The 17,508-nt window shown below is 70.8% G+C and carries 11 protein-coding genes; 4 read left to right on the top strand and 7 right to left on the bottom strand.

What is annotated here, in order from left to right; genetic code table 11:
• Positions 1–38 precede the first annotated feature (38 nt).
• The 3 genes from C1N74_RS04330 (at position 39) to C1N74_RS04320 (ending at position 6,312) form a co-directional block, all read left to right on the top strand.
• Positions 39–1,454, top strand: a complete 1,416-nt coding sequence (locus C1N74_RS04330) for an HNH endonuclease signature motif containing protein (RefSeq protein ID WP_137750058.1) — start codon at positions 39–41, stop codon at positions 1,452–1,454.
• A gap of 184 nt (positions 1,455–1,638) precedes the next feature.
• Positions 1,639–3,489 (top strand): HSP90 family protein, encoded by a 1,851-nt coding sequence (locus C1N74_RS04325; protein WP_023952058.1) that lies wholly within the window; start codon positions 1,639–1,641, stop codon positions 3,487–3,489.
• 36 nt (positions 3,490–3,525) lie between these two features.
• On the top strand, positions 3,526–6,312 hold the full coding sequence (locus tag C1N74_RS04320; protein ID WP_137750057.1) for a hypothetical protein: 2,787 nt from the start codon (positions 3,526–3,528) through the stop codon (positions 6,310–6,312).
• A 72-nt stretch (positions 6,313–6,384) separates the two neighbouring features.
• Here the strand turns inward: C1N74_RS04320 and C1N74_RS04315 are convergent, their stop codons facing one another.
• Genes C1N74_RS04315 through gabT form a run of 7 tightly spaced genes read right to left on the bottom strand, consistent with a single transcriptional unit; the run spans position 6,385 to position 15,897 of the window.
• Positions 6,385–7,752 (bottom strand): NAD-dependent succinate-semialdehyde dehydrogenase, encoded by a 1,368-nt coding sequence (locus tag C1N74_RS04315; RefSeq protein WP_064955984.1) that lies wholly within the window; start codon positions 7,750–7,752, stop codon positions 6,385–6,387.
• A gap of 18 nt (positions 7,753–7,770) precedes the next feature.
• Positions 7,771–9,237 carry an NAD-dependent succinate-semialdehyde dehydrogenase gene (locus tag C1N74_RS04310; RefSeq protein WP_023952064.1) on the bottom strand — a complete coding sequence of 489 codons (1,467 nt, stop codon included), beginning with the start codon at positions 9,235–9,237 and terminating at the stop codon, positions 7,771–7,773.
• Entirely contained in the window at positions 9,234–10,793 is a 1,560-nt protein-coding gene (locus tag C1N74_RS04305) for an APC family permease (protein WP_088381026.1), read from the bottom strand. Before C1N74_RS04305 ends, C1N74_RS04310 begins: the two co-directional genes overlap by 4 nt.
• Positions 10,790–11,692: a universal stress protein gene (locus tag C1N74_RS04300; RefSeq protein ID WP_023952067.1), complete on the bottom strand. Its 903-nt coding sequence runs from the start codon at positions 11,690–11,692 to the stop codon at positions 10,790–10,792. The genes C1N74_RS04305 and C1N74_RS04300 overlap by 4 nt, the downstream gene beginning before the upstream one ends.
• Positions 11,689–13,047, bottom strand: coding sequence for an NAD(P)/FAD-dependent oxidoreductase (locus C1N74_RS04295; RefSeq protein ID WP_064955985.1), 1,359 nt, complete (start codon positions 13,045–13,047; stop codon positions 11,689–11,691). The genes C1N74_RS04300 and C1N74_RS04295 overlap by 4 nt, the downstream gene beginning before the upstream one ends.
• Positions 13,040–14,536, bottom strand: a complete 1,497-nt coding sequence (locus C1N74_RS04290) for an amino acid permease (RefSeq protein WP_137750056.1) — start codon at positions 14,534–14,536, stop codon at positions 13,040–13,042. Before C1N74_RS04290 ends, C1N74_RS04295 begins: the two co-directional genes overlap by 8 nt.
• Positions 14,537–14,538: 2 nt before the next feature.
• Positions 14,539–15,897 (bottom strand): 4-aminobutyrate--2-oxoglutarate transaminase, encoded by a 1,359-nt coding sequence (gabT, locus tag C1N74_RS04285; protein WP_023952070.1) that lies wholly within the window; start codon positions 15,895–15,897, stop codon positions 14,539–14,541.
• An 84-nt stretch (positions 15,898–15,981) separates the two neighbouring features.
• Here gabT and C1N74_RS04280 point away from each other — a divergent pair, with 84 nt between their 5' ends.
• Positions 15,982–17,508 carry a PucR family transcriptional regulator gene (locus C1N74_RS04280; RefSeq protein WP_081731737.1) on the top strand — a complete coding sequence of 509 codons (1,527 nt, stop codon included), beginning with the start codon at positions 15,982–15,984 and terminating at the stop codon, positions 17,506–17,508.

Below are 17,508 nucleotides of genomic sequence, written 5' to 3'. Positions count from 1 at the left end.
TCGATGTGAATGTCGTAACCCGCTGCCATCATGGGAACATGACATCGGACGGCGACCACGGGCTCGGAGGCGAGCGCGCCTCGGGTGGGTCGCCGCACGCCGACGCGTTCTCGGTGTTCGCCGAGGCGCTCGATCTGGCTCATGCGTCTGATGTGGCGCGAGTTCGGGCGTTGGCGGAGCTGGGGTGGTCGGCGTTGCGTGAGGCGCGTCGTGACGGCGTGCGAGGCATGGCGTCGGACATGGAGCTGCGGTCGGTCGCGGCTGAGGCGGCCGGGATGGCGCGGCTGACGGATCGTCGGCTGCAGGGCGAAATCGATCACGCGATGGCCGTGATCGACGACTACCCGGCTGTGTTCGACGCGTGGGTGCAGCGGCGGATTGAACGCGGACACGTGGATGTGGTCGTGCGGGTCGGTGCGGGGGTGCCGGACGAGGTGCGCGATTCGTTCGCGGAAGCGGCGATCGCGGTGTGCGAGCGGGATGTGCCGTCCCGGGTGCGGGCTGCGCTAAACGCGTTGGCGGCCCAGCTTCACCCGCAGACGTTCACGGAGCGGCACAAGACGGCGGCGGCGGAACGATGCGTGCGCGTGTTCCACGGGTCCGATGGGATGTCGAACCTCGTCGCCAACATCCCGACGGTCATCGCCGCAGGGATGCTCGACCGGCTCACGCAGATGGGACAGTCCGTCAAGGACGCCCGGGTTGAGGGCGCTGACGGTGCGGATGCCGCCGGGGCTGTCGGAGTGCACGCTGACGCGGTTGCCAGCCCGGCGGGAACGGATGCCGCACCGGACGTCCGGACGATGGACCAGCTGCGGACCGACATCCTCGGCGACCTCGTCCTCGGAGGAGCACCCGTGGTCGACCCGACCTACGGCACCGACCGCGCCGGTGCGCTCGGCGCGATCCGAGCCCGGGTGCAAGTCGCCGTCACCGCAGAGACGCTGATGGGGCGCGATGACAACCCCGCCGAAGCCGTCGGCGGTGCGCTGATCGACGCCGACACGGCACGACAGCTCGCCGGGCAGGTATCGGAGTGGGACCGACTCTTCATCGACCCCGTCACCCGCACCCCGGTCGAGATCGACACGTACCGGCCCACCGCATCGATGAAGAAACTCCTCATGGCGCGGGATCAGCACTGCCGGTTCCCCGGATGCCGACGAGCCGCCATCCGCTGCGAGCTCGACCACACCATCGATCACGCCCTCGGCGGGCACACCCACATCTTCAACCTCGCCCACCTCTGCCAACGACACCATTCGATGAAGCAATTCACCAAGTGGGAGGTGAGACAGGTCGGCGGCGGGATCCTCGAATGGACCTCACCCCTCGGGCGGGTCTACCGCGAAGACGTACCCATACCCTCCGTCTGCTTCACTATCGACACAGCCGACCCGCCGCGTTCCCGCGCCGGAGCAGGCAAGCCACCCGGCGGGCCACCGCCGTTCTGAACCCCGGGGGTCGCGACTCCGCGCCCGTACCCCTCCTCCCGTCGGGGTGGCCCGTCAGCCGACGCCGGATATGACGCGCGATTCTGGACGCGAGTCAGAAATGGCCCCTTACCGGGAACTGTTACGCTCGGCTGTCGCGCCGAGGACGCCATCGGTGACGCTCACCCGAAACGAAATCAGGCGGATGAATACCGGACGATCACAGCAGTTCCAGGTCGACCTTCGCGGCATCGTCGACCTCCTGAGTCGACACATCTATTCGGGTCCTCGCGTGTTCCTTCGCGAGCTGATGCAGAACGCCTGCGACGCGATCACCGCTCGCGCCGAGTTCGACGCGAGCACATCCCCGGCAGGGATGCCGCGCGAGTCGAGCGGCATCCGCATCACTCCCCTCAGCGACCGAAGCGACGAGTTCATCGTCCGCGACGACGGCATCGGACTCACCGCCTCAGAGGTGACCGACCTGCTCGCGACCGTCGGGCGCAGCTCGAAGCGCGACATCTTCGACCTCCCCAGGAGCGACTTCCTGGGGCAGTTCGGCATCGGGCTGCTGTCGTGCTTCATGGTGGCCGAGACGATCGTCATCCGATCGCGGAGCGCGCGCGGCGGCGCCGCCGTCGAATGGCAGGGCAACGCCGACGGCACATTCACGGTGCGGACGATTCCCGATGATCTCCCGGTCGGCACGAGCGTGCACCTGCGGCCGCGCCCAGGACAGCGCGATCTCCTCAGCACCCCCGCGACGGTCGAGCTGGCCGAGACTTTCGGGGAGTTCCTCCCCATCCCGGTGCGCGTCGACCTTCCCGGCGGCGGCGAGCAACTGACCACCCGCACGCCTCCCTTCCGTGCCGCCACGACCGGCATCGACGAGGCGGCCCGCTGGGCCTACGGGCGCGACCTGCTCGGCCAGGACCCGTTCGACGCGATCCCGTTGCACGTCCCGGGAACCGACACCGTCGGGACCGCATACGTCCTCCCCTACGCTCCCCCGCCCGGCGCCCGACAGGCCACCCGCGTCTACCTCGGACGGATGCTGCTGAGCGAGAACGCCGACGACATCCTGCCCGACTGGGCCTTCTTCGTCCGGGCCGTGATCGATTCCACGGCGCTCAGCCCGACCGCGAGCCGCGAGGCGCTGGTCGAGGACGATGCCCTCGAGCACACACGTCAGGAACTCGGAGCCGCGATCCGGCGCTGGGTGCTCGACCTCGGGCTGACCGAACCGCAGCGTCTCGCGCAGTTCGTCGCGGTTCACGAAGTCGCGCTCAAGTCTCTCGTGCGTCATGACGACGAGCTCGCCGCCTTCATCGTGCGTTGGCTGAGCGTCGAGACCACGCACGGGCGAATGCGGGTCGGCGACCTGATCGGCCGCTTCCCGCACCTTCGATACGTCGAGACGGTCGACGAGTACCGCCAGATCGCCGGCATCGCCGACCCCCGGCAGCCGCTCGTCAACGGCGGATATCTGTTCGACGCCGAACTGGTGCGCCTGCTCCCGCTCGTCTTCGACGGCGTCACCGTCGAGCACGTCGACCTCGCCGACGAGCTCGACCGGCTCGATCCGCCTCCACTCGACGACCGCGCCCGCGTCCTCGCACTCGAGGAGCGCGCGACCTCCGCCCTCTCGGCTGTCGGATGCAGGGTCGCGGTGCGCTCGCTCGACGCCGCCGAGATCCCCGCGGTCTACCTCGCGGGTGCCGAAGCGCTGCGGGCGATCGACCGCGGCCGAGCCCGATCGGTCGGCAGCCCGCTGTGGGGAAGCGTCATGGACCGCATCGACGCGACAGCCGAGAGGCTGCGCCCGGCCTCCTCCGAGGTGCCGTCCGGGAGTGTCCGTCTCTGCCTGAACTGGCAGAACTCGGTCGTGCGTTCGCTCCTGGACATCCCCGACGACCTCGCCTTCGCGCGCACGGTCCACCTCCTCTACGTTCAGGCGCTCCTCGCCGCCCAGCGCCCCCTCAGCGGCGACGACCGCGCGCTCATGATGGGCGCGCTCCATGCGCTCGTCGAACTCTCCGCGCGCCCGGCGTCCTGACCGCATCCCGCGCCTCGGCCCCCACGAAAGGACAGAATGAGCAGCGACCGTATCCTCGAACTGTTCGAGCAGATCGACCGCACCCCGGTCGGCGTCGAAGAACGAGCCCTCATCAACGAGGCCATCGCCCTCGCCGTCGATGCGGGCGACGAGCCCCTGGAGTACCGGGCGCGGATGCGACTGACCTCGTCCGCCTGCATGAGCGGCGACACCGAGGCGATGCTGACCTCCTTCGCATGGTGCCTCGGAAAGCACGACGATGACCCCGAACGCTTCCCCGCCGACCTCGGCGACGAGACCGCCGACCTCATGTGGCAGTTCAAGTGGATGGCCGACAGCCTGGCCGCGTCTCCGGCGTTCGACCGGGAACAGATCGCCGCCGTGCTCGACGACATGGAGAACCACTACCGCGCTGCCGGGCTCGGTCAGAGCGGCGTCCTCATGGCGCGCTTCGAGAACGCGTGGATGGCCGGCCGCCTCGACGAGGCCGAGCAGCTGCGCACCAAGCTCGAGACGACACCCCGCGACAGCCACAGCCACTGCGAGGCGTGCGTCCGCAGCGTCGTCGCCGGGTACCTCATCGACACCGACCGCGAAGACGAGGCGATCCGCCTCGTCGAAGAGCTCGTCGAGGGCGACTTCTCATGCGGCGAAGAGCCGGAGCACGCGCTCGCCCGGTCGCTCGTTCCGTACCTGCACGCGGGCGAGTACGACAAGGCCCGCCTCGCTCACCTGCGCAGCTATCGCCTCGCGAAGGACAACGCCGACAACCTCGCCATCGTGGCCGACAACATCGTCTTCTGCGCCATCACCGGCAACGAAGCACGGGCACTCTCGCTCGTCGAACGCCACCTCGACTGGCTCGCGCACGACGCGCTCGGCGTCGACGGCCACCTCTCCGCCCTCACCGCCTTCGCGATCGCTCTCGAAGCCGTCAGCGCGGCGGGACACGCCGACACCATCGTTCGCGGCGCCGACTCCGAGCGGCTCCGCGCCTTCTTCGGCGAGAACGACGGCCCGTGGCGCGCCGCCGAGCTCGCGGCGGTGATGCGTTCGGAGGCCGAGCGGATCGCCGGCGAGTTCGATCGCCGCGACGGCACCGACGGTCACCGCCGCCGTCTCGACCGGGCCTGGGCCGTCGGGCAGGAGCGCTACTCGCTCCCCCTCAGCGCCGAGCCCCTGCTCCCCCGCGTCGCCCCCGTGGCCGCGCGCTCGGCCGAAGAGCTCGTTCAGCGAGCCATCGACCTCGGCGATTACGGCGCCTCGGAAGCACTGGCTGCGGCGGATGCGGCGCTCCCCGGCGCGACCCTCGACCAGCGCGCCAAGCTCCACTCGGCGCGCATCGCCGCCCTTGTCGCGCGCGACGACCTCGAAGGCGCCCAGGCCGCTCTGCACGACCGTCTCGACGCCCTCCGCGCCGTCGGTCGCGACGCGGAGGCCCAGGTCGAAGAGCGCGCCGGCCTCGCCCTGTTCGGACGCGGCGCCCCCGGCGACCTCGAGACGCTTCGCGAGGTCCTCGCCGACGGCGAGAGCCTGCCGCCCCGTCTGCACGCGATCGTCGAGGTCGTGGTGGGCATGGCCGTCGCCGAGACCGACCCCGAGACAGCCCGCGGCCTCTTCGACGACGCCCGCGACCGCGAGGCCGCGCTGGGCGACGACGACCTGCGTCGCATCGTCGCGCTCGCACGTGCATCGTTCCAGGGCGCCATCGGTGCATTCGACGAGTGCGACGCGACGATCACCGCCGCGCTCGAGGACCCCGCGCTCGGCGCCGGCGCCCGGGCCCGGCTGCTCGGCCTGCGGGCTCGCATGCGCGGCGGCCAGGAGAGGTTCCTCGACGGTGTGGCCGACGCCGACGAGCTCTGCCGCATCCTCGTCGAGCTCGACGCGCGCAGCGTCCTCGCCGGAGCGTACGTGCTCGCGGCCGCGCTCAACGAGGACGCCGGTGCGCCCGGCGAGGCGGTCGCCCGTTACCGGTTCGCCGAGCGCGCCGCGACCGAGAACGGCGACTCCGTGACCGCGGTGCAGTACCGCCTCGCACGGGCGCTGCTCGCATCCGGCTCCGCCGACGAGGCCGCCGAGCTGCTCGTGAACGTCTACTCCGACGAGACCGACCGCGAGGAGCCCGCGGCGTCGCGCGCCCAGACGCTCATGCTGCTGGCCCGCGCCTTCGAAGACGCCGGCGAACCCGGCCGTGCGGTCGGCGCATGGGAGTTCGCCGCCGAACTGTTCGACGAAGGAGAGGCGCCGGTGGGTCGCGCCAACGCTCTCCTGTCGCACGGGCGTCTGCTGCACCGGTTCGGAGAGTTCGACGACGCCCTCGCCTCGCTCGAGACGGCGGTCGAGATCGCACGCACCGAGCCCGAACAGGCCGGGCTGCTCGCCGAAGCGCGGCACTCGGAGGGTCAGGTCCGCGCCGCGCGAGGCGAGCACGAGGCGCTGACGGCTTTCGATGAGGCCCGCGAGATCGCTTCCGGTCTCGGCGCCCCGTGGCTCGTCGCCGACATCACCGACTCGCGAGCCCGAGCGCTGGCCATGCTCGGGCAGGCGGACGAGGCGGTTGCCACGGCGCTCCAGGCCGCCGACGCGTTCGCGGAGGTCGGCGACACCGGTTCTGCCGGCGCGTCCGAGCTCTTCGCCGCGCGCGTCCTCGCCCAGAACGAGCGCGGCGCCGATGCGGTCCCGCTCTACCGGTCGGTCATGGAGCGTGCCGCCGAGATCCCGCCGCTGCTCCAGGTGGCCGCCGGTGAGCTCGGCGACGTCTACGAAGCGCTCGGCCGCCCCGCCGAAGCCGCCGAGGTGCGCGCGCTCCTCGACGCCTGAGCCCGATCGACACGAAGGGCGCGCCGATCCACTCGGCGCGCCCTTCGTGGTTATCGCGGGCTCCGCGACGGGTCAGGCGCCCGTGCGGATCAGCTTCTTGTTCACGAACTCGTCGGCGGCGAGGAGCCCGAGCTCGCGAGACGTGCCGCTGCGCTTGACCCCGCCGAACGGCAGCCCGGCCTCGTCCGCGAGCACGAGGTTGATGTAGACCATGCCCGCGTCGATCGCATCGGCCACACGCTCAGCCTGCTCGGCATCCGTCGTGAACACGTAGGAACCGAGCCCGAACGGGGTGTCGTTGGCGAGCTCGATCGCCTCGGCCTCATCCGCCACCCGGTAGACGACGCCGACGGGACCGAAGAACTCCTCGCGGTAGGCATCCATCTCCGGCGTCACGCCGGTGAGCACCGTGCCCGGGTAGAAGGCGCCGTCGCGGCGTCCCCCGGTCACGAGGGTCGCCCCCTGCGCCACGGCTCGGTCGACCTGCTCCGCCAGCCGCTCCGCCGCCGTGAGCGACGACAGCGGCCCGAGCACCGTGTCGTCGGCGAACGGGTCGCCGACCTTCGCGTCGGCCAGCGCCGCCGCGAACCGCTCGACGAAGGCGTCGTAGAGCCCGTCGACCACGATGAACCGCTTCGCACCGTTGCACGACTGTCCCACGTTGTCCAGACGCGCCTCGACGGCCGCCGACACCGCCGCATCCAGATCGTCGGTCGAGAGCAGGATGAAGGGGTCTGACCCACCGAGCTCGAGCGCGACCTTCTTCAGGTTGCGACCGGCGATCTCGGCGACCGCCGATCCCGCGCGCTCCGACCCGGTCACCGAGACGCCCTGCACGCGGCGGTCGGCGATCACATCGGCGGCCTGCTCGTTGCTCAGGTACAGGTTCGTGTAGACCCCCGCCGGGAACCCCGCGTCGCGATAGATCGCGTCGATCGCGGCGGCGGACTCGGGGCACTGGGGCGCGTGCTTGAGCAGGATGGTGTTCCCGACCGCGATGTTCGGCGCCGCGAAGCGGGCCACCTGGTAGTACGGGAAGTTCCACGGCATGATCCCGAGCAGCACGCCGAGCGGGCTACGACGGATGACCGCGGCACCCTCCCCCTCGATCGGGATCGGGGTGTCGCCGGTGATCTCGTCGATGTGGTCGGCGTAGTACGCGGTGATGTCGGCGGCGAAATCGACCTCGCCCTCCGCCGCGGCGAGCGGCTTGCCCATCTCGCGCACGATGATCGCGGCCAGCTCGTCTCGGCGCTCACGGTGCAGCTCGGCCACGCGGCGAAGCCGGTCGGCCCGCTCGGCCGGCGCGACGACGCGCGACCAGGTGCGGTACGCCTCGTCCGCGGCGGCCAGGGCCCGCTCGACGTCCTCATCGGTCGCGGGGTCGTACGTCGCCAGCGTCTCGCCGGTGGCGGGGTTGGTCACGGCATACGTGCTCATCGGTTCTCCTTCGTCTCGTCAGTCGGCGGGGATCAGGGTGTACTTCGTCGAGAGGTACTCGTGGATGCCCTCGAGTCCGCCCTCGCGCCCGATTCCCGACTGCTTCACACCGCCGAACGGGGCCGCCGCGTTCGAGACGACCCCGACGTTCAGGCCCATCATGCCGGTCTCGAGGCGATCGATCATCCGGTGGCCGCGCGCGAGATCCTGCGTGAACACGTACGAGACCAGTCCGTACTCGGTGTCGTTGGCCAGGCGCACGGCCTCGTCCTCATCCGCGAAGGTCGCGATCGCCAGGACAGGTCCGAAGATCTCCTCGCGCAGGATGTCGCTGCCCGCGGCGACCTCGGTCACGACCGTGGGCTCGAAGAACGTCCCCTCCCCGTCGATCGCGGAACCGCCCGTGCGCACCGTGGCACCCCGTGCGACGGCGTCCTCGACGAGCGCGCCGGTCTTCGCGACCGCCTTCTCGTCGATGAGCGGCCCGATCTGCACACCGTCCTCGGTTCCGCGACCGATCTTCATCGCCGAGACGCGCTCGGTGAGCCGGTCGGCGAACTCGTCGGCGATCGACTCGTGCACGATGAAGCGGTTGGCCGCGGTGCAGGCCTGCCCGATGTTTCGGAACTTCGCGAGCATCGCGCCCTCCACCGCCTTGTCGAGGTCGGCGTCGTCGAACACGACGAACGGCGCGTTGCCGCCGAGCTCCATCGAGACCCGCAGCACGCCCTCCGCCGCCTGCTCGATGAGCTTGCGCCCGACCGGGGTCGAGCCGGTGAACGAGAGCTTCCGCAGCCGGGGGTCGGCGATGATGGGCGCGGCGACCTCGCTCGAGCGCGTCGCGTTGACGACGTTCACGACGCCCGCCGGGAGGCCCGCCTCCTGCAGGATCTGGACGAACAGCGTCGTGGTGAGTGGCGTGAGCGCCGCGGGCTTGACCACGACGGTGCACCCGGCCGCCAGCGCCGGGGCGATCTTGCGCGTCGCCATCGCGAGCGGGAAGTTCCACGGCGTGATGAAGAACGAGGGGCCGACGGGACGCTGCGAGACGACCATGCGGCCGGTGCCCTCGGGGTTGAGGCCGTATCGGCCCGAGATGCGCACGGCCTCTTCGCTGAACCACCGCAGGAACTCACCGCCGTAGACGACCTCGCCGCGCGCCTCGGCGAGCGGCTTGCCCATCTCGAGCGTCATCAGCAGCGCCAGGTCCTCCTTGCGCTCCTGCACGAGGTCGAACGCGCGGCGCAGGATGTCGCTGCGCACGCGGGGCGCGGTGGCGGCCCACTCCTCCTGCGCGGCGACAGCGGCATCGAGGGCGCGGATGCCGTCTGCCGGCGAGGCGTCGGCGATCTCGATGAGCGTGCGACCGGTCGAGGGGTCGGTGACCGGGAAGGTCGCGCCGCCCTCGGCATCCACCCACTCGCCACCGATGAAGAGGCCGCGTTCGATTCCCGCCAGCAGTCGTGTCTCGTTCTCGTGCGTCATCGCGCCACTCCTCTCGCGCGCCGGCTCGCCGGCGCATCCTTGGTCAAAGTCTCGCCCCGGAAGAACGCGGGGCGCTTCACGGCCTGCCACACCATCACGACGACGCCGACGAGGATGACTCCCACGCCGAGGATGAACACCAGGCCGATGCCGCCGATCTGCGACCCGCTGCCGTACGCGGGATCCATCGTGTCGATGAGCGTCGTCACGAACAGCACCGCCAGGATGACGCCGCCCACGAGCGGGAAGAGGAACGTGAAGAAGACGTTCCGCACCGAGTCGAACCACTGGCGCCGGAAGTACCAGACGCAGGCGAACGCCGTCAGGCCGTAGTAGAAGCAGATCATCATGCCGAGCGCGAGGATGGTGTCCCACAGCACGTTCTCGCTGACGATGCGCATGACGACGTAGAAGCCCGACGCGACGATCGCCGAGACGATGGTGGCGTAGCCGGGCGTGAAGAACCGCGGGCTCACCTTCGCGAAACTCTCGGGGAGGGCACCGTAGTGGCCCATGGCGAGCAGTGTGCGCGCCGGCCCGACGAAGGTCGACTGCAGTGACGACGCCGAGCTGGTGAGCACGGCGAGCGAGACGAGGAACGCGAGCGGGCCGAGGATCGGTCCCGAGAGATGGAAGAAGACGTTCTCCTGGATGTCTTCGTTGCCGAGTCCGAGCTCGCCCGTGCCGACGCCGGCGAACATGATCATCGCGATCGCGAGCAGCAGGTAGAGCGCGACGATCATGACGACCGTGATGGTCGCGGCGCGGCCCGGTGTGCGCTCGGGGTCCTTGGTCTCCTCGTTCATCGTCAGGGTGACGTCCCAGCCCCAGAAGATGAAGATCGACAGCGACAGCCCGGCGGCGAAGGCGCTGAACGTCGGCACGGCGAACGGGTTGAACCACGACCAGTCGAACGCCGTGGCGTCGAAGGCGTTGCCCGAGACCGCCTCGACGATCGCCGCGATGGCGAACAGTACGAGGACGACCACTTGGAAGGCGACGAGCCCGTACTGCAGCTTCTGAGTCGTCTGCATGTCGCGGTAAGAGATGAAGGTCGCCGCGGCGACGAACAGGACGCAGACGAGGACGTTGATCCAGACCACCGAGGCGAGGCTGGCGATCGACTCCTGCCCGGTGAGCTGGGCGATCAACAGGAAGAGGAAGTCGACGGCGACACCCGCGAGGTTCGAGAGCACGAGGATGGTCGCAGCGACCAGCCCCCAACCGGCCATCCACCCGATCCACGGGCCGAAGGCGCGCGTCGCCCATGTGAAGCTGGTGCCGGAGTCGGGCATGCGGTTGTTGAGCTCGCGATACCCGAACGCGACGAGCAGCATCGGGATGAAGCCGACGAGCACGATCGCCGGCACCTGGGTGCCCACGACGGATGCCGTCGGCCCGACCGCCGCGGTGAAGGTGTAGGCCGGGGCGATGCAGGAGATGCCGATGACGACCGCTCCGATGAGGCCGACGGTCCCGGCGCTCAGCCCCTTCCGGGAGATGCCGCCGGTGACGGGGTCGCCCGCGGGCACCCCCGCCTGTTCTGCTCGGGTCATGCGCTCGCTCCTTCGCGGTCGCTGCGGGTGCGGGGCACCACGATCATGGGGGCGGTCACGACGCGCAGCATCCGCGCCGCCGTGGAGCCGAGGAAGAGCCGTCGCGGCTGAGCGAGACGGCTGGAGCCGACGATGACGACCTCACCGGCTTCCCACTCGAGGTGCGACACGGCGTCCTCGATGCCGTCGCCGGCCGCGACCACGGCGGTCACCTCGGCGTCGGACGGAAGCGCCGAACGGACCTCGTCGAGCACCTCCTGCGCGTGGTTCTGACCGACCGTGCGGATGGCGCCGGTGTCGAGGCCCGCAGGCAGGTCGAGGGCGACGAGCGAGAGCAGCCGCACCGGCGCCGCGGTCGCCGCGGCGAGCCGGATGGTCGCCTCGACGAGGAGTTCCGTGCCCTCGCGCTCGCCCACGGCGGCGGTCAGCCGCGTGATGCCGGTCTCGACCGGAACCCGCCGCGCGCCGCGCGGAACCAGGGCGACCGGCACGTCGGACGAGTGCACGAGCTCGGTCGTCGTCGTGCCGAGCCGGTGCCGGCCCCGGTTGCCGCCGTCGGCCGCCCCGACGACGATGAGCGAGGCCCCCAGCTCGTCGGCGGTGTCGATGAGCCCCGCCGCGACCGACTCGCCGTAGCGGACGTGGGCGCGGTGCGACACACCCTCGGGAACCTCCGCGGCGCCCTCCCGCAGCCAGCCGGCGGCCTGCTCGCGCAGCAGCCGCTCATAGCCGGCATCCGGCGGCACGATGCCCGGCTTCTGGGCGGGGAGCACGAGCACGAGGTGGAGCGCGGCCCCGGATGCCGCCCCGAGGCGACTCGCGAAGGCCACGGCATCCCGCCCCGCCTTGGTCGCGGTGTATCCGACGACGATGCGGCCGGCGGACGCCGACCGACTCATGCGCGGTCCGCTTCGAGGATCTCGTCGGCGACGCGGTGGCCCATGCGGATCGCCCCGTCGACGTGCTGGTAGCCGAGTCCGGCGAGGTCGCTGCACGCGACGTGCAGGGGCGCGACGAGCTCGAGCTGCTCAGCGCCGTAACGGGTCAGGCCGCCCAGGTCGAAGCTCGCGGCGTACGCGCCTCGCGTCCACTCCTCGCTGCCCCAGTCGCTCTCGTAGTAGACGATCGGGTTCTTCGCCTCGGGTCCGTAGTAGTGCGACAGCGACTCGAGGATGCGCTCGCGCCGCTCATCCGCCGACAGGCGGAAAAGGTCGTCGGCGTTCTGGTCGGAGACGAACCCGACGAGCGTGCCCCGCTCGTCGCCGTGGTTGGTGTTGTCGTACGCCTCGTGCGACAGCTCGTACGGGCTGAAAGCGGTGCCCGACAGCCCCTGCTCGCGCCAGAACGGCCGGTCGTAGACGGCGTGCACCTTGATGACGAAGCCCATCGAGAAGTGCTGGTGCATCTGATGCTTCAGACGCGGCAGCGGCGGCGAGAACGAGATGCGGTTGTAGAGCACCGGTGCCAGGGCGAGCACGACGTGACGCGCCCGCACCGTGACGTCGTCGGTGCGGACGACCGCGCCCGCGTCGGAGTACTCGATCGAGCGCACCGGCTGAGCGAGCAGGACGTCCTCGCCCAGTCGCTCCGCGAGGCGCAGCGGCACCTGCTGCAGACCTCCGACGACGCGCTTGTCGAGGATGAAGTCCGCGTCGACCAGGTGCGAGTACGACCCCGCCGACGCCGCCATGAGCAGCGACTGCAGCAGCGAGAAGGTGTGCGTCGGCTTGGTGAGCATCGCCGATCCCGTGGCGAACGCGAGGTTGCGCACCGCCTCGTCGTCGTCGGTCTGCTGTCGCAGCCAGGCGTCCCACGAGATGCGGTCCCACTCGGCCGCCTTCTCGTGCGCCCACGGCCGGTCGGGGTCGATCTCGGCGACCATCGCGTCCAGCCGCGCGGTGATCTCGTCGATGACCCGTTCGGTCTCCGGCGCCACCGGGAACATCTCGCCGCGGAAGCGTCGCGCCTGCCCGTCCGGACCGACGTATACGCTGTCGCCGTCGCGGTACCGCGTGTACGTCTCGAGTCCGAGGTCGGCGAGCGTGTCGATCAGCGCGTGCTGGTCGGGCGAGACCCACTGGCCGCCGAGCTCGAGCATGGCGCCGTCGATCTCATCGGTCCACAGACGTCCGCCGACGCGGTCGCGCGCCTCGAGCACGACGACCGACAGCCCGGCCTTCCTCAGGTCGTTCGCGGCGGTCAGTCCGGCCGCGCCGGCTCCGACGATCGCGACGTCGCGGGTGATCTCAGTCATTTCCGACTCCTTCGTTGGCAGAACCCGTGACCGGGGCGACACTCTCCCGGTCGAGCCGACGGGCGCGCAGGTTGCGGCGCACGAGCGGCCAGAACACCAGTAGTACACCGGTGGCGATGAGACTCGTCCACACCTGCGAACGCCCCGACTCGGTCGTGAGCATGACCACCACGACGGCGGCGATCGCGACGATGAGGAAGATGTTGAGCCACGGGTGCAGCCACATCTTCAGCTTGAGCGCGGCCACCTCCTCGGGCGTCATCCGCTGACGCAGACGCAGCTGGGTGAGGGCGATGAAGACGTACACGAAGAGCGCGACGAGGCCGGCCGAGTTCATGATGAAGTCGAAGATGCCCGACCCCGGCGTGAGGAAGTTCACGAGCGTCGCGATGAGCCCGCCGATCGTCGAGGCCAGCAGCGCCATCACCGGAACACCGTTGCGCGAGCGCCGCGCGACGATCTTCGGGGCGAAGCCCTTGTCGGCGAGCGCCGAGAACATCCGTGAGGCCGAGTACAGCCCCGAGTTGAGCACCGAGATGACCGCCGTGAAGATCACGAGCTGCATGATGACGTCGGCACCAGGGATGCCGAAGCGCGACAGCGCGACGGTGAACGGCGCGTTCGCGACATCCGTCGGCGCCGGCAGCTCGTCCCAGGGCACGACGGTGACGATCACGAGCACCGAACCGACGAAGAACAGCAGGATGCGCCAGATGATGGTGCTCGTCGCCTGTCGGATGCCCTTGGCGGGATCGACGGATTCGGCCGACGCCATGACGGCGATCTCGGTGCCGAAGTAGGAGAAGATCACGAGGGCCACCCCGGTGAAGGCGACGCCGATGCCGTTGGGGGCGAACCCGCCGTGCTCCCACAGATTGGGGACGGCGAAGGTCGCCTGCGGCCACAGCCCGAGGGCGAAGAGGATGCCGGCACCCAGGAACACCACGATCGCGAGCACCTTGATGCTGGCGAGCCAGAACTCGACCTCGCCGAACGTGCGGACCGAGATGACGTTCGTCCCGACGAAGACCGCCAGGAGGATCAGCGACCAGCCCCACGAGGGGACGCCGGGGAACCAGGTGTGCATCGTCTCGCCGCCGAGCACCGCCTCGTAGGCGAGCACGCCGACCCAGAAGTACCAGTAGAGCCAGCCGACGAGATAGGCCGCCCAGTCGCCGAGTCCGACGCGGGCGTACTCCATGAACGAGCCGATCGCCGGACGCGACGCCGCCATCTCGCCGAGCATGCGCATCGCGAGGAAGACCAGCAGACCGCCCAGCAGGTAGGACAGGACCGCGGCCGGCCCGACCGTACGGATGACGTTGCCCGACCCCACGAACAGGCTCGCGCCGATGATGCCGCCGAGCGTGATCATCGTGACGTGGCGCGACCGCAGCTTGTTCGAGCGCGCTTTCGTCACCGCCCCGAGCCCCGCGGACGTCTCGGGCGAGACCGGGTTCTTCCAGCCGCTGGAGCTCGGGGCCGCCACGCTCAGACCCGCCCGAGCGCCGCAGCGATGACGTCGAGGCCGTCGTCGAGCAGCTCGTCGCCGATCGACAGCGGCGGAAGGAACCGGATGACGTTGCCGTAGGTGCCGCACGTGAGGACGATGACGCCCTCCGCGATGCACGCCTTCGCGATCGCCGACGTCAGCGCGGCGTCGGGGGCGCCGGTGGCGGGGTCGACGAACTCCGCGGCGATCATCGCGCCGAGCCCGCGCACATCCCCGATGCGGGGGTCGCTCTCGCGCATCGCGTTCAGCCGCGCCGTCAGGCGCGCCCCGATCTGCTGAGCTCGCTCGATCAGGCCGTCGTTCTCGAAGGCGTCGATCGCGGCGAGCGCCGCCGCGCACGCGACCGGGTTGCCACCGTACGTGCCGCCGAGGCCACCGGGGTGCGAGGCGTCCATGAGGTCGGCGCGCCCGGTGACCGCGGCGAGCGGCAGGCCCGCCGCGATGCCCTTCGCGGTCGTGATCAGGTCGGGGACGATGCCGAAGTGCTCGCTGGCGAACATGGCACCGGTGCGAGCGAAGCCGGTCTGGACTTCGTCGGCGATGAACACGACGCCGTTCTCGCGGCACCAGTCGGCGACCGCCGGCAGGAACCCGTCGGCGGGGACGATGAACCCGCCCTCGCCCTGGATGGGCTCGATGATGACGGCGGCGAGGTTGTCGGCTCCGATCTGCTTCTCGATCTGCGAGATCGCGCGGGCTGCGGCATCCGGGCCCGACAGCCCGTCGCGGAACGGGTACGACAGCGGCGCACGGTAGACCTCGGGGGCGAACGGCCCGAATCCGCTCTTGTAGGGCATCGACTTCGCGGTGAGCGCCATCGTGAGGTTCGTCCGGCCGTGGTAGCCGTGGTCGAAGGCGACGACCGCCTGGCGGCCGGTCGCCTTGCGAGCGATCTTCACGGCGTTCTCGACCGCTTCGGCACCCGAGTTGAACAGCGCGGTCTTCTTCTCGTGGTCGCCCGGGGTGAGCCGGTTGAGGGCTTCGGCGACGGCGACGTACGACTCGTACGGCGAGATCATGAAGCAGGTGTGGGTGAACTGCGCGACCTGCGCCTGCACAGCGGCGACGACGGCGGGATGCGCGTTGCCCACCGAGGTCACGGCGATGCCCGAGCCGAGGTCGATGAGCGAGTTCCCGTCGGCGTCGACGACGACTCCGCCGCCCGCGGCGACGGCATGGATCGGCGCGGTGTGGCCGACACCGGCCGGGACGGCGGCTGCCTTGCGGGCCAGCAGTTCCTCGGAGCGAGGTCCGGGGATCGCGGTGACGACGCGGCGCTCCTGCGGGAGGGTCGGGCCGCCGAGGGGGATGGTCGGCGTCGAGGTCGTGGTGCTCATTCCGCGACAGTAGGACGCGCATCGCGCAACCCGCATTCACCGGGTTGTACAGTGATGCCACCTCTTATCGCCAGCATGTACAGGATGCCGATGCCCGCCGCCGCTCCCCCGTCGCCGACGATCCGCGCGCTGCTGGCCCGGCGCGAGCTCGATCTGCGCCTCGCGACGCCGGCCGACGACGCCAACCTCGACGCGCCCGTGCGCTGGGTGCACAGCTCGGATCTCGCCGACCCGACGCCCTTCCTCTCGGAAGACGTGATCCTGCTCACGACGGGCACCCAGTTCGCCGGAGACGACGACGCGGACGCAGAGGCGGAGGCCTATGTCGGCCGCCTGCGGGCGCGCGGTGTCCGAGGGCTCGGCTTCGGCACGGAGGTGGTCCGCGACGGCATCCCCGATGCGCTCCGGACCGCGTGCACGACGGCGGGAATGCCGCTGTTCGAGGTGCCGTACCGCACGCCGTTCATCGCCGTCGCCCGAGCGGCGGCCGAGGCCATCGCGGCACAGGCGTACGCCCGGCGCAGCTGGGCGCTCGACGCGCAGCGCGCCCTCGCGATCGCCGCTCTGCGCCCCGACGGCTTCGACGCGACGCTCGCCGAGCTCGCTCGCCAGCTCGGGGCGTGGGTCGGCCTCTACGACGCCTCGGGCGCGCTGACCCACGAGCACTCGACCGCCGGGTCGTCGGTCGACGACGACCTGCGCCGGGCCGTCGACGCCGAGGCGGCGGCCCTCCTGCGCAGGGGCGGCGGGACAGGTGCGGCGATGCGGCTGGCGGGGCACACCGTGACGCTGCAGACCCTCGGCTCGGCGGGTCAGCGGGGCGTCCTCGTCACCGTCGGCATCGAGCTCGACCAGGATGCCCGGGCTGTCGTCACCGCCGTCGTCGCGATGACGGGCCTCGCTCTCGAGCAGCGCCGGATGACCGCGGGAGCGTGGAGCGGACTGCGAGCGGCGCTCGTCGACCTGCTCGTCGACGGGCATCTCACCCTCGCGCGGAAGGTGGCGACCGATGCCTGGGGCGGCTTCCCCGCCGCGCCATACGTCGTCGCCGTGGCCGATGCTCACGCCCCGACCGGCGCCCGCGAGGTGCTCGACAATCACGCCGCGGGGGGTCGGTTGTTCTACGGTCGCGACGAGGACGGAGTGCTCCTGATCGTCGGGGCGGGCGAACGGCAGGTGCTCGACGACATCGCCGCGCGGCTGTCGTGGCGGCTCGGAACCGCCGCCGCCGCGACCGACGACGACGTGACGGCGGCCCGCGACCGTGCCCGGCTCGCGCGCGACCGCGGGCGTCCGGGTGCCGTCACCGATGTCGTCGATGCCCCGGGCGATCTGCTCGACGATCTCGCGACGGCGCCCTCTCGCGCCCGGGCCGGAGCCGAGCTCGCACCCCTGCGCACCCATGACGCCCGTCACGGCACGGCGCTCGAGGCGACGCTCGTCGCCTGGCTCGATCACGACGGCGCGCATGAGGCGACTGCTCGGGCCCTCGGAGTACACCGGCACACCGTCCGTACGCGCATCGCCCTGGCCCAGCGCCTGCTCGGCCGCGACCTGTCGACCTTCGCCGATCGTGCCGCCGTCTGGACGGCTCTCCGCCTCTCCCCCTGA

The sequence above is a fragment of the Microbacterium sp. SGAir0570 genome, from assembly GCF_005491085.2.
GTDB lineage: Bacteria > Actinomycetota > Actinomycetes > Actinomycetales > Microbacteriaceae > Microbacterium > Microbacterium arborescens.
The sequence above is the reverse complement of the archived record's forward strand: the minus strand, read 5'-3'. Positions and strand labels throughout refer to the sequence as shown.

Excerpts from the sequence above, each read along its gene's own strand:
- C1N74_RS04330 (WP_137750058.1), top strand. The coding sequence starts at position 39 with ATGACATCGGACGGCGACCACGGGCTCGGAGGCGAGCGCGCCTCGGGT.
- C1N74_RS04325 (WP_023952058.1), top strand. The coding sequence starts at position 1,639 with ATGAATACCGGACGATCACAGCAGTTCCAGGTCGACCTTCGCGGCATC.
- C1N74_RS04320 (WP_137750057.1), top strand. The coding sequence starts at position 3,526 with ATGAGCAGCGACCGTATCCTCGAACTGTTCGAGCAGATCGACCGCACC.
- C1N74_RS04315 (WP_064955984.1), bottom strand. The coding sequence starts at position 7,752 with ATGAGCACGTATGCCGTGACCAACCCCGCCACCGGCGAGACGCTGGCG.
- C1N74_RS04310 (WP_023952064.1), bottom strand. The coding sequence starts at position 9,237 with ATGACGCACGAGAACGAGACACGACTGCTGGCGGGAATCGAACGCGGC.
- C1N74_RS04305 (WP_088381026.1), bottom strand. The coding sequence starts at position 10,793 with ATGACCCGAGCAGAACAGGCGGGGGTGCCCGCGGGCGACCCCGTCACC.
- C1N74_RS04300 (WP_023952067.1), bottom strand. The coding sequence starts at position 11,692 with ATGAGTCGGTCGGCGTCCGCCGGCCGCATCGTCGTCGGATACACCGCG.
- C1N74_RS04295 (WP_064955985.1), bottom strand. The coding sequence starts at position 13,047 with ATGACTGAGATCACCCGCGACGTCGCGATCGTCGGAGCCGGCGCGGCC.
- gabT (WP_023952070.1), bottom strand. The coding sequence starts at position 15,897 with ATGAGCACCACGACCTCGACGCCGACCATCCCCCTCGGCGGCCCGACC.
- C1N74_RS04280 (WP_081731737.1), top strand. The coding sequence starts at position 15,982 with ATGCCGATGCCCGCCGCCGCTCCCCCGTCGCCGACGATCCGCGCGCTG.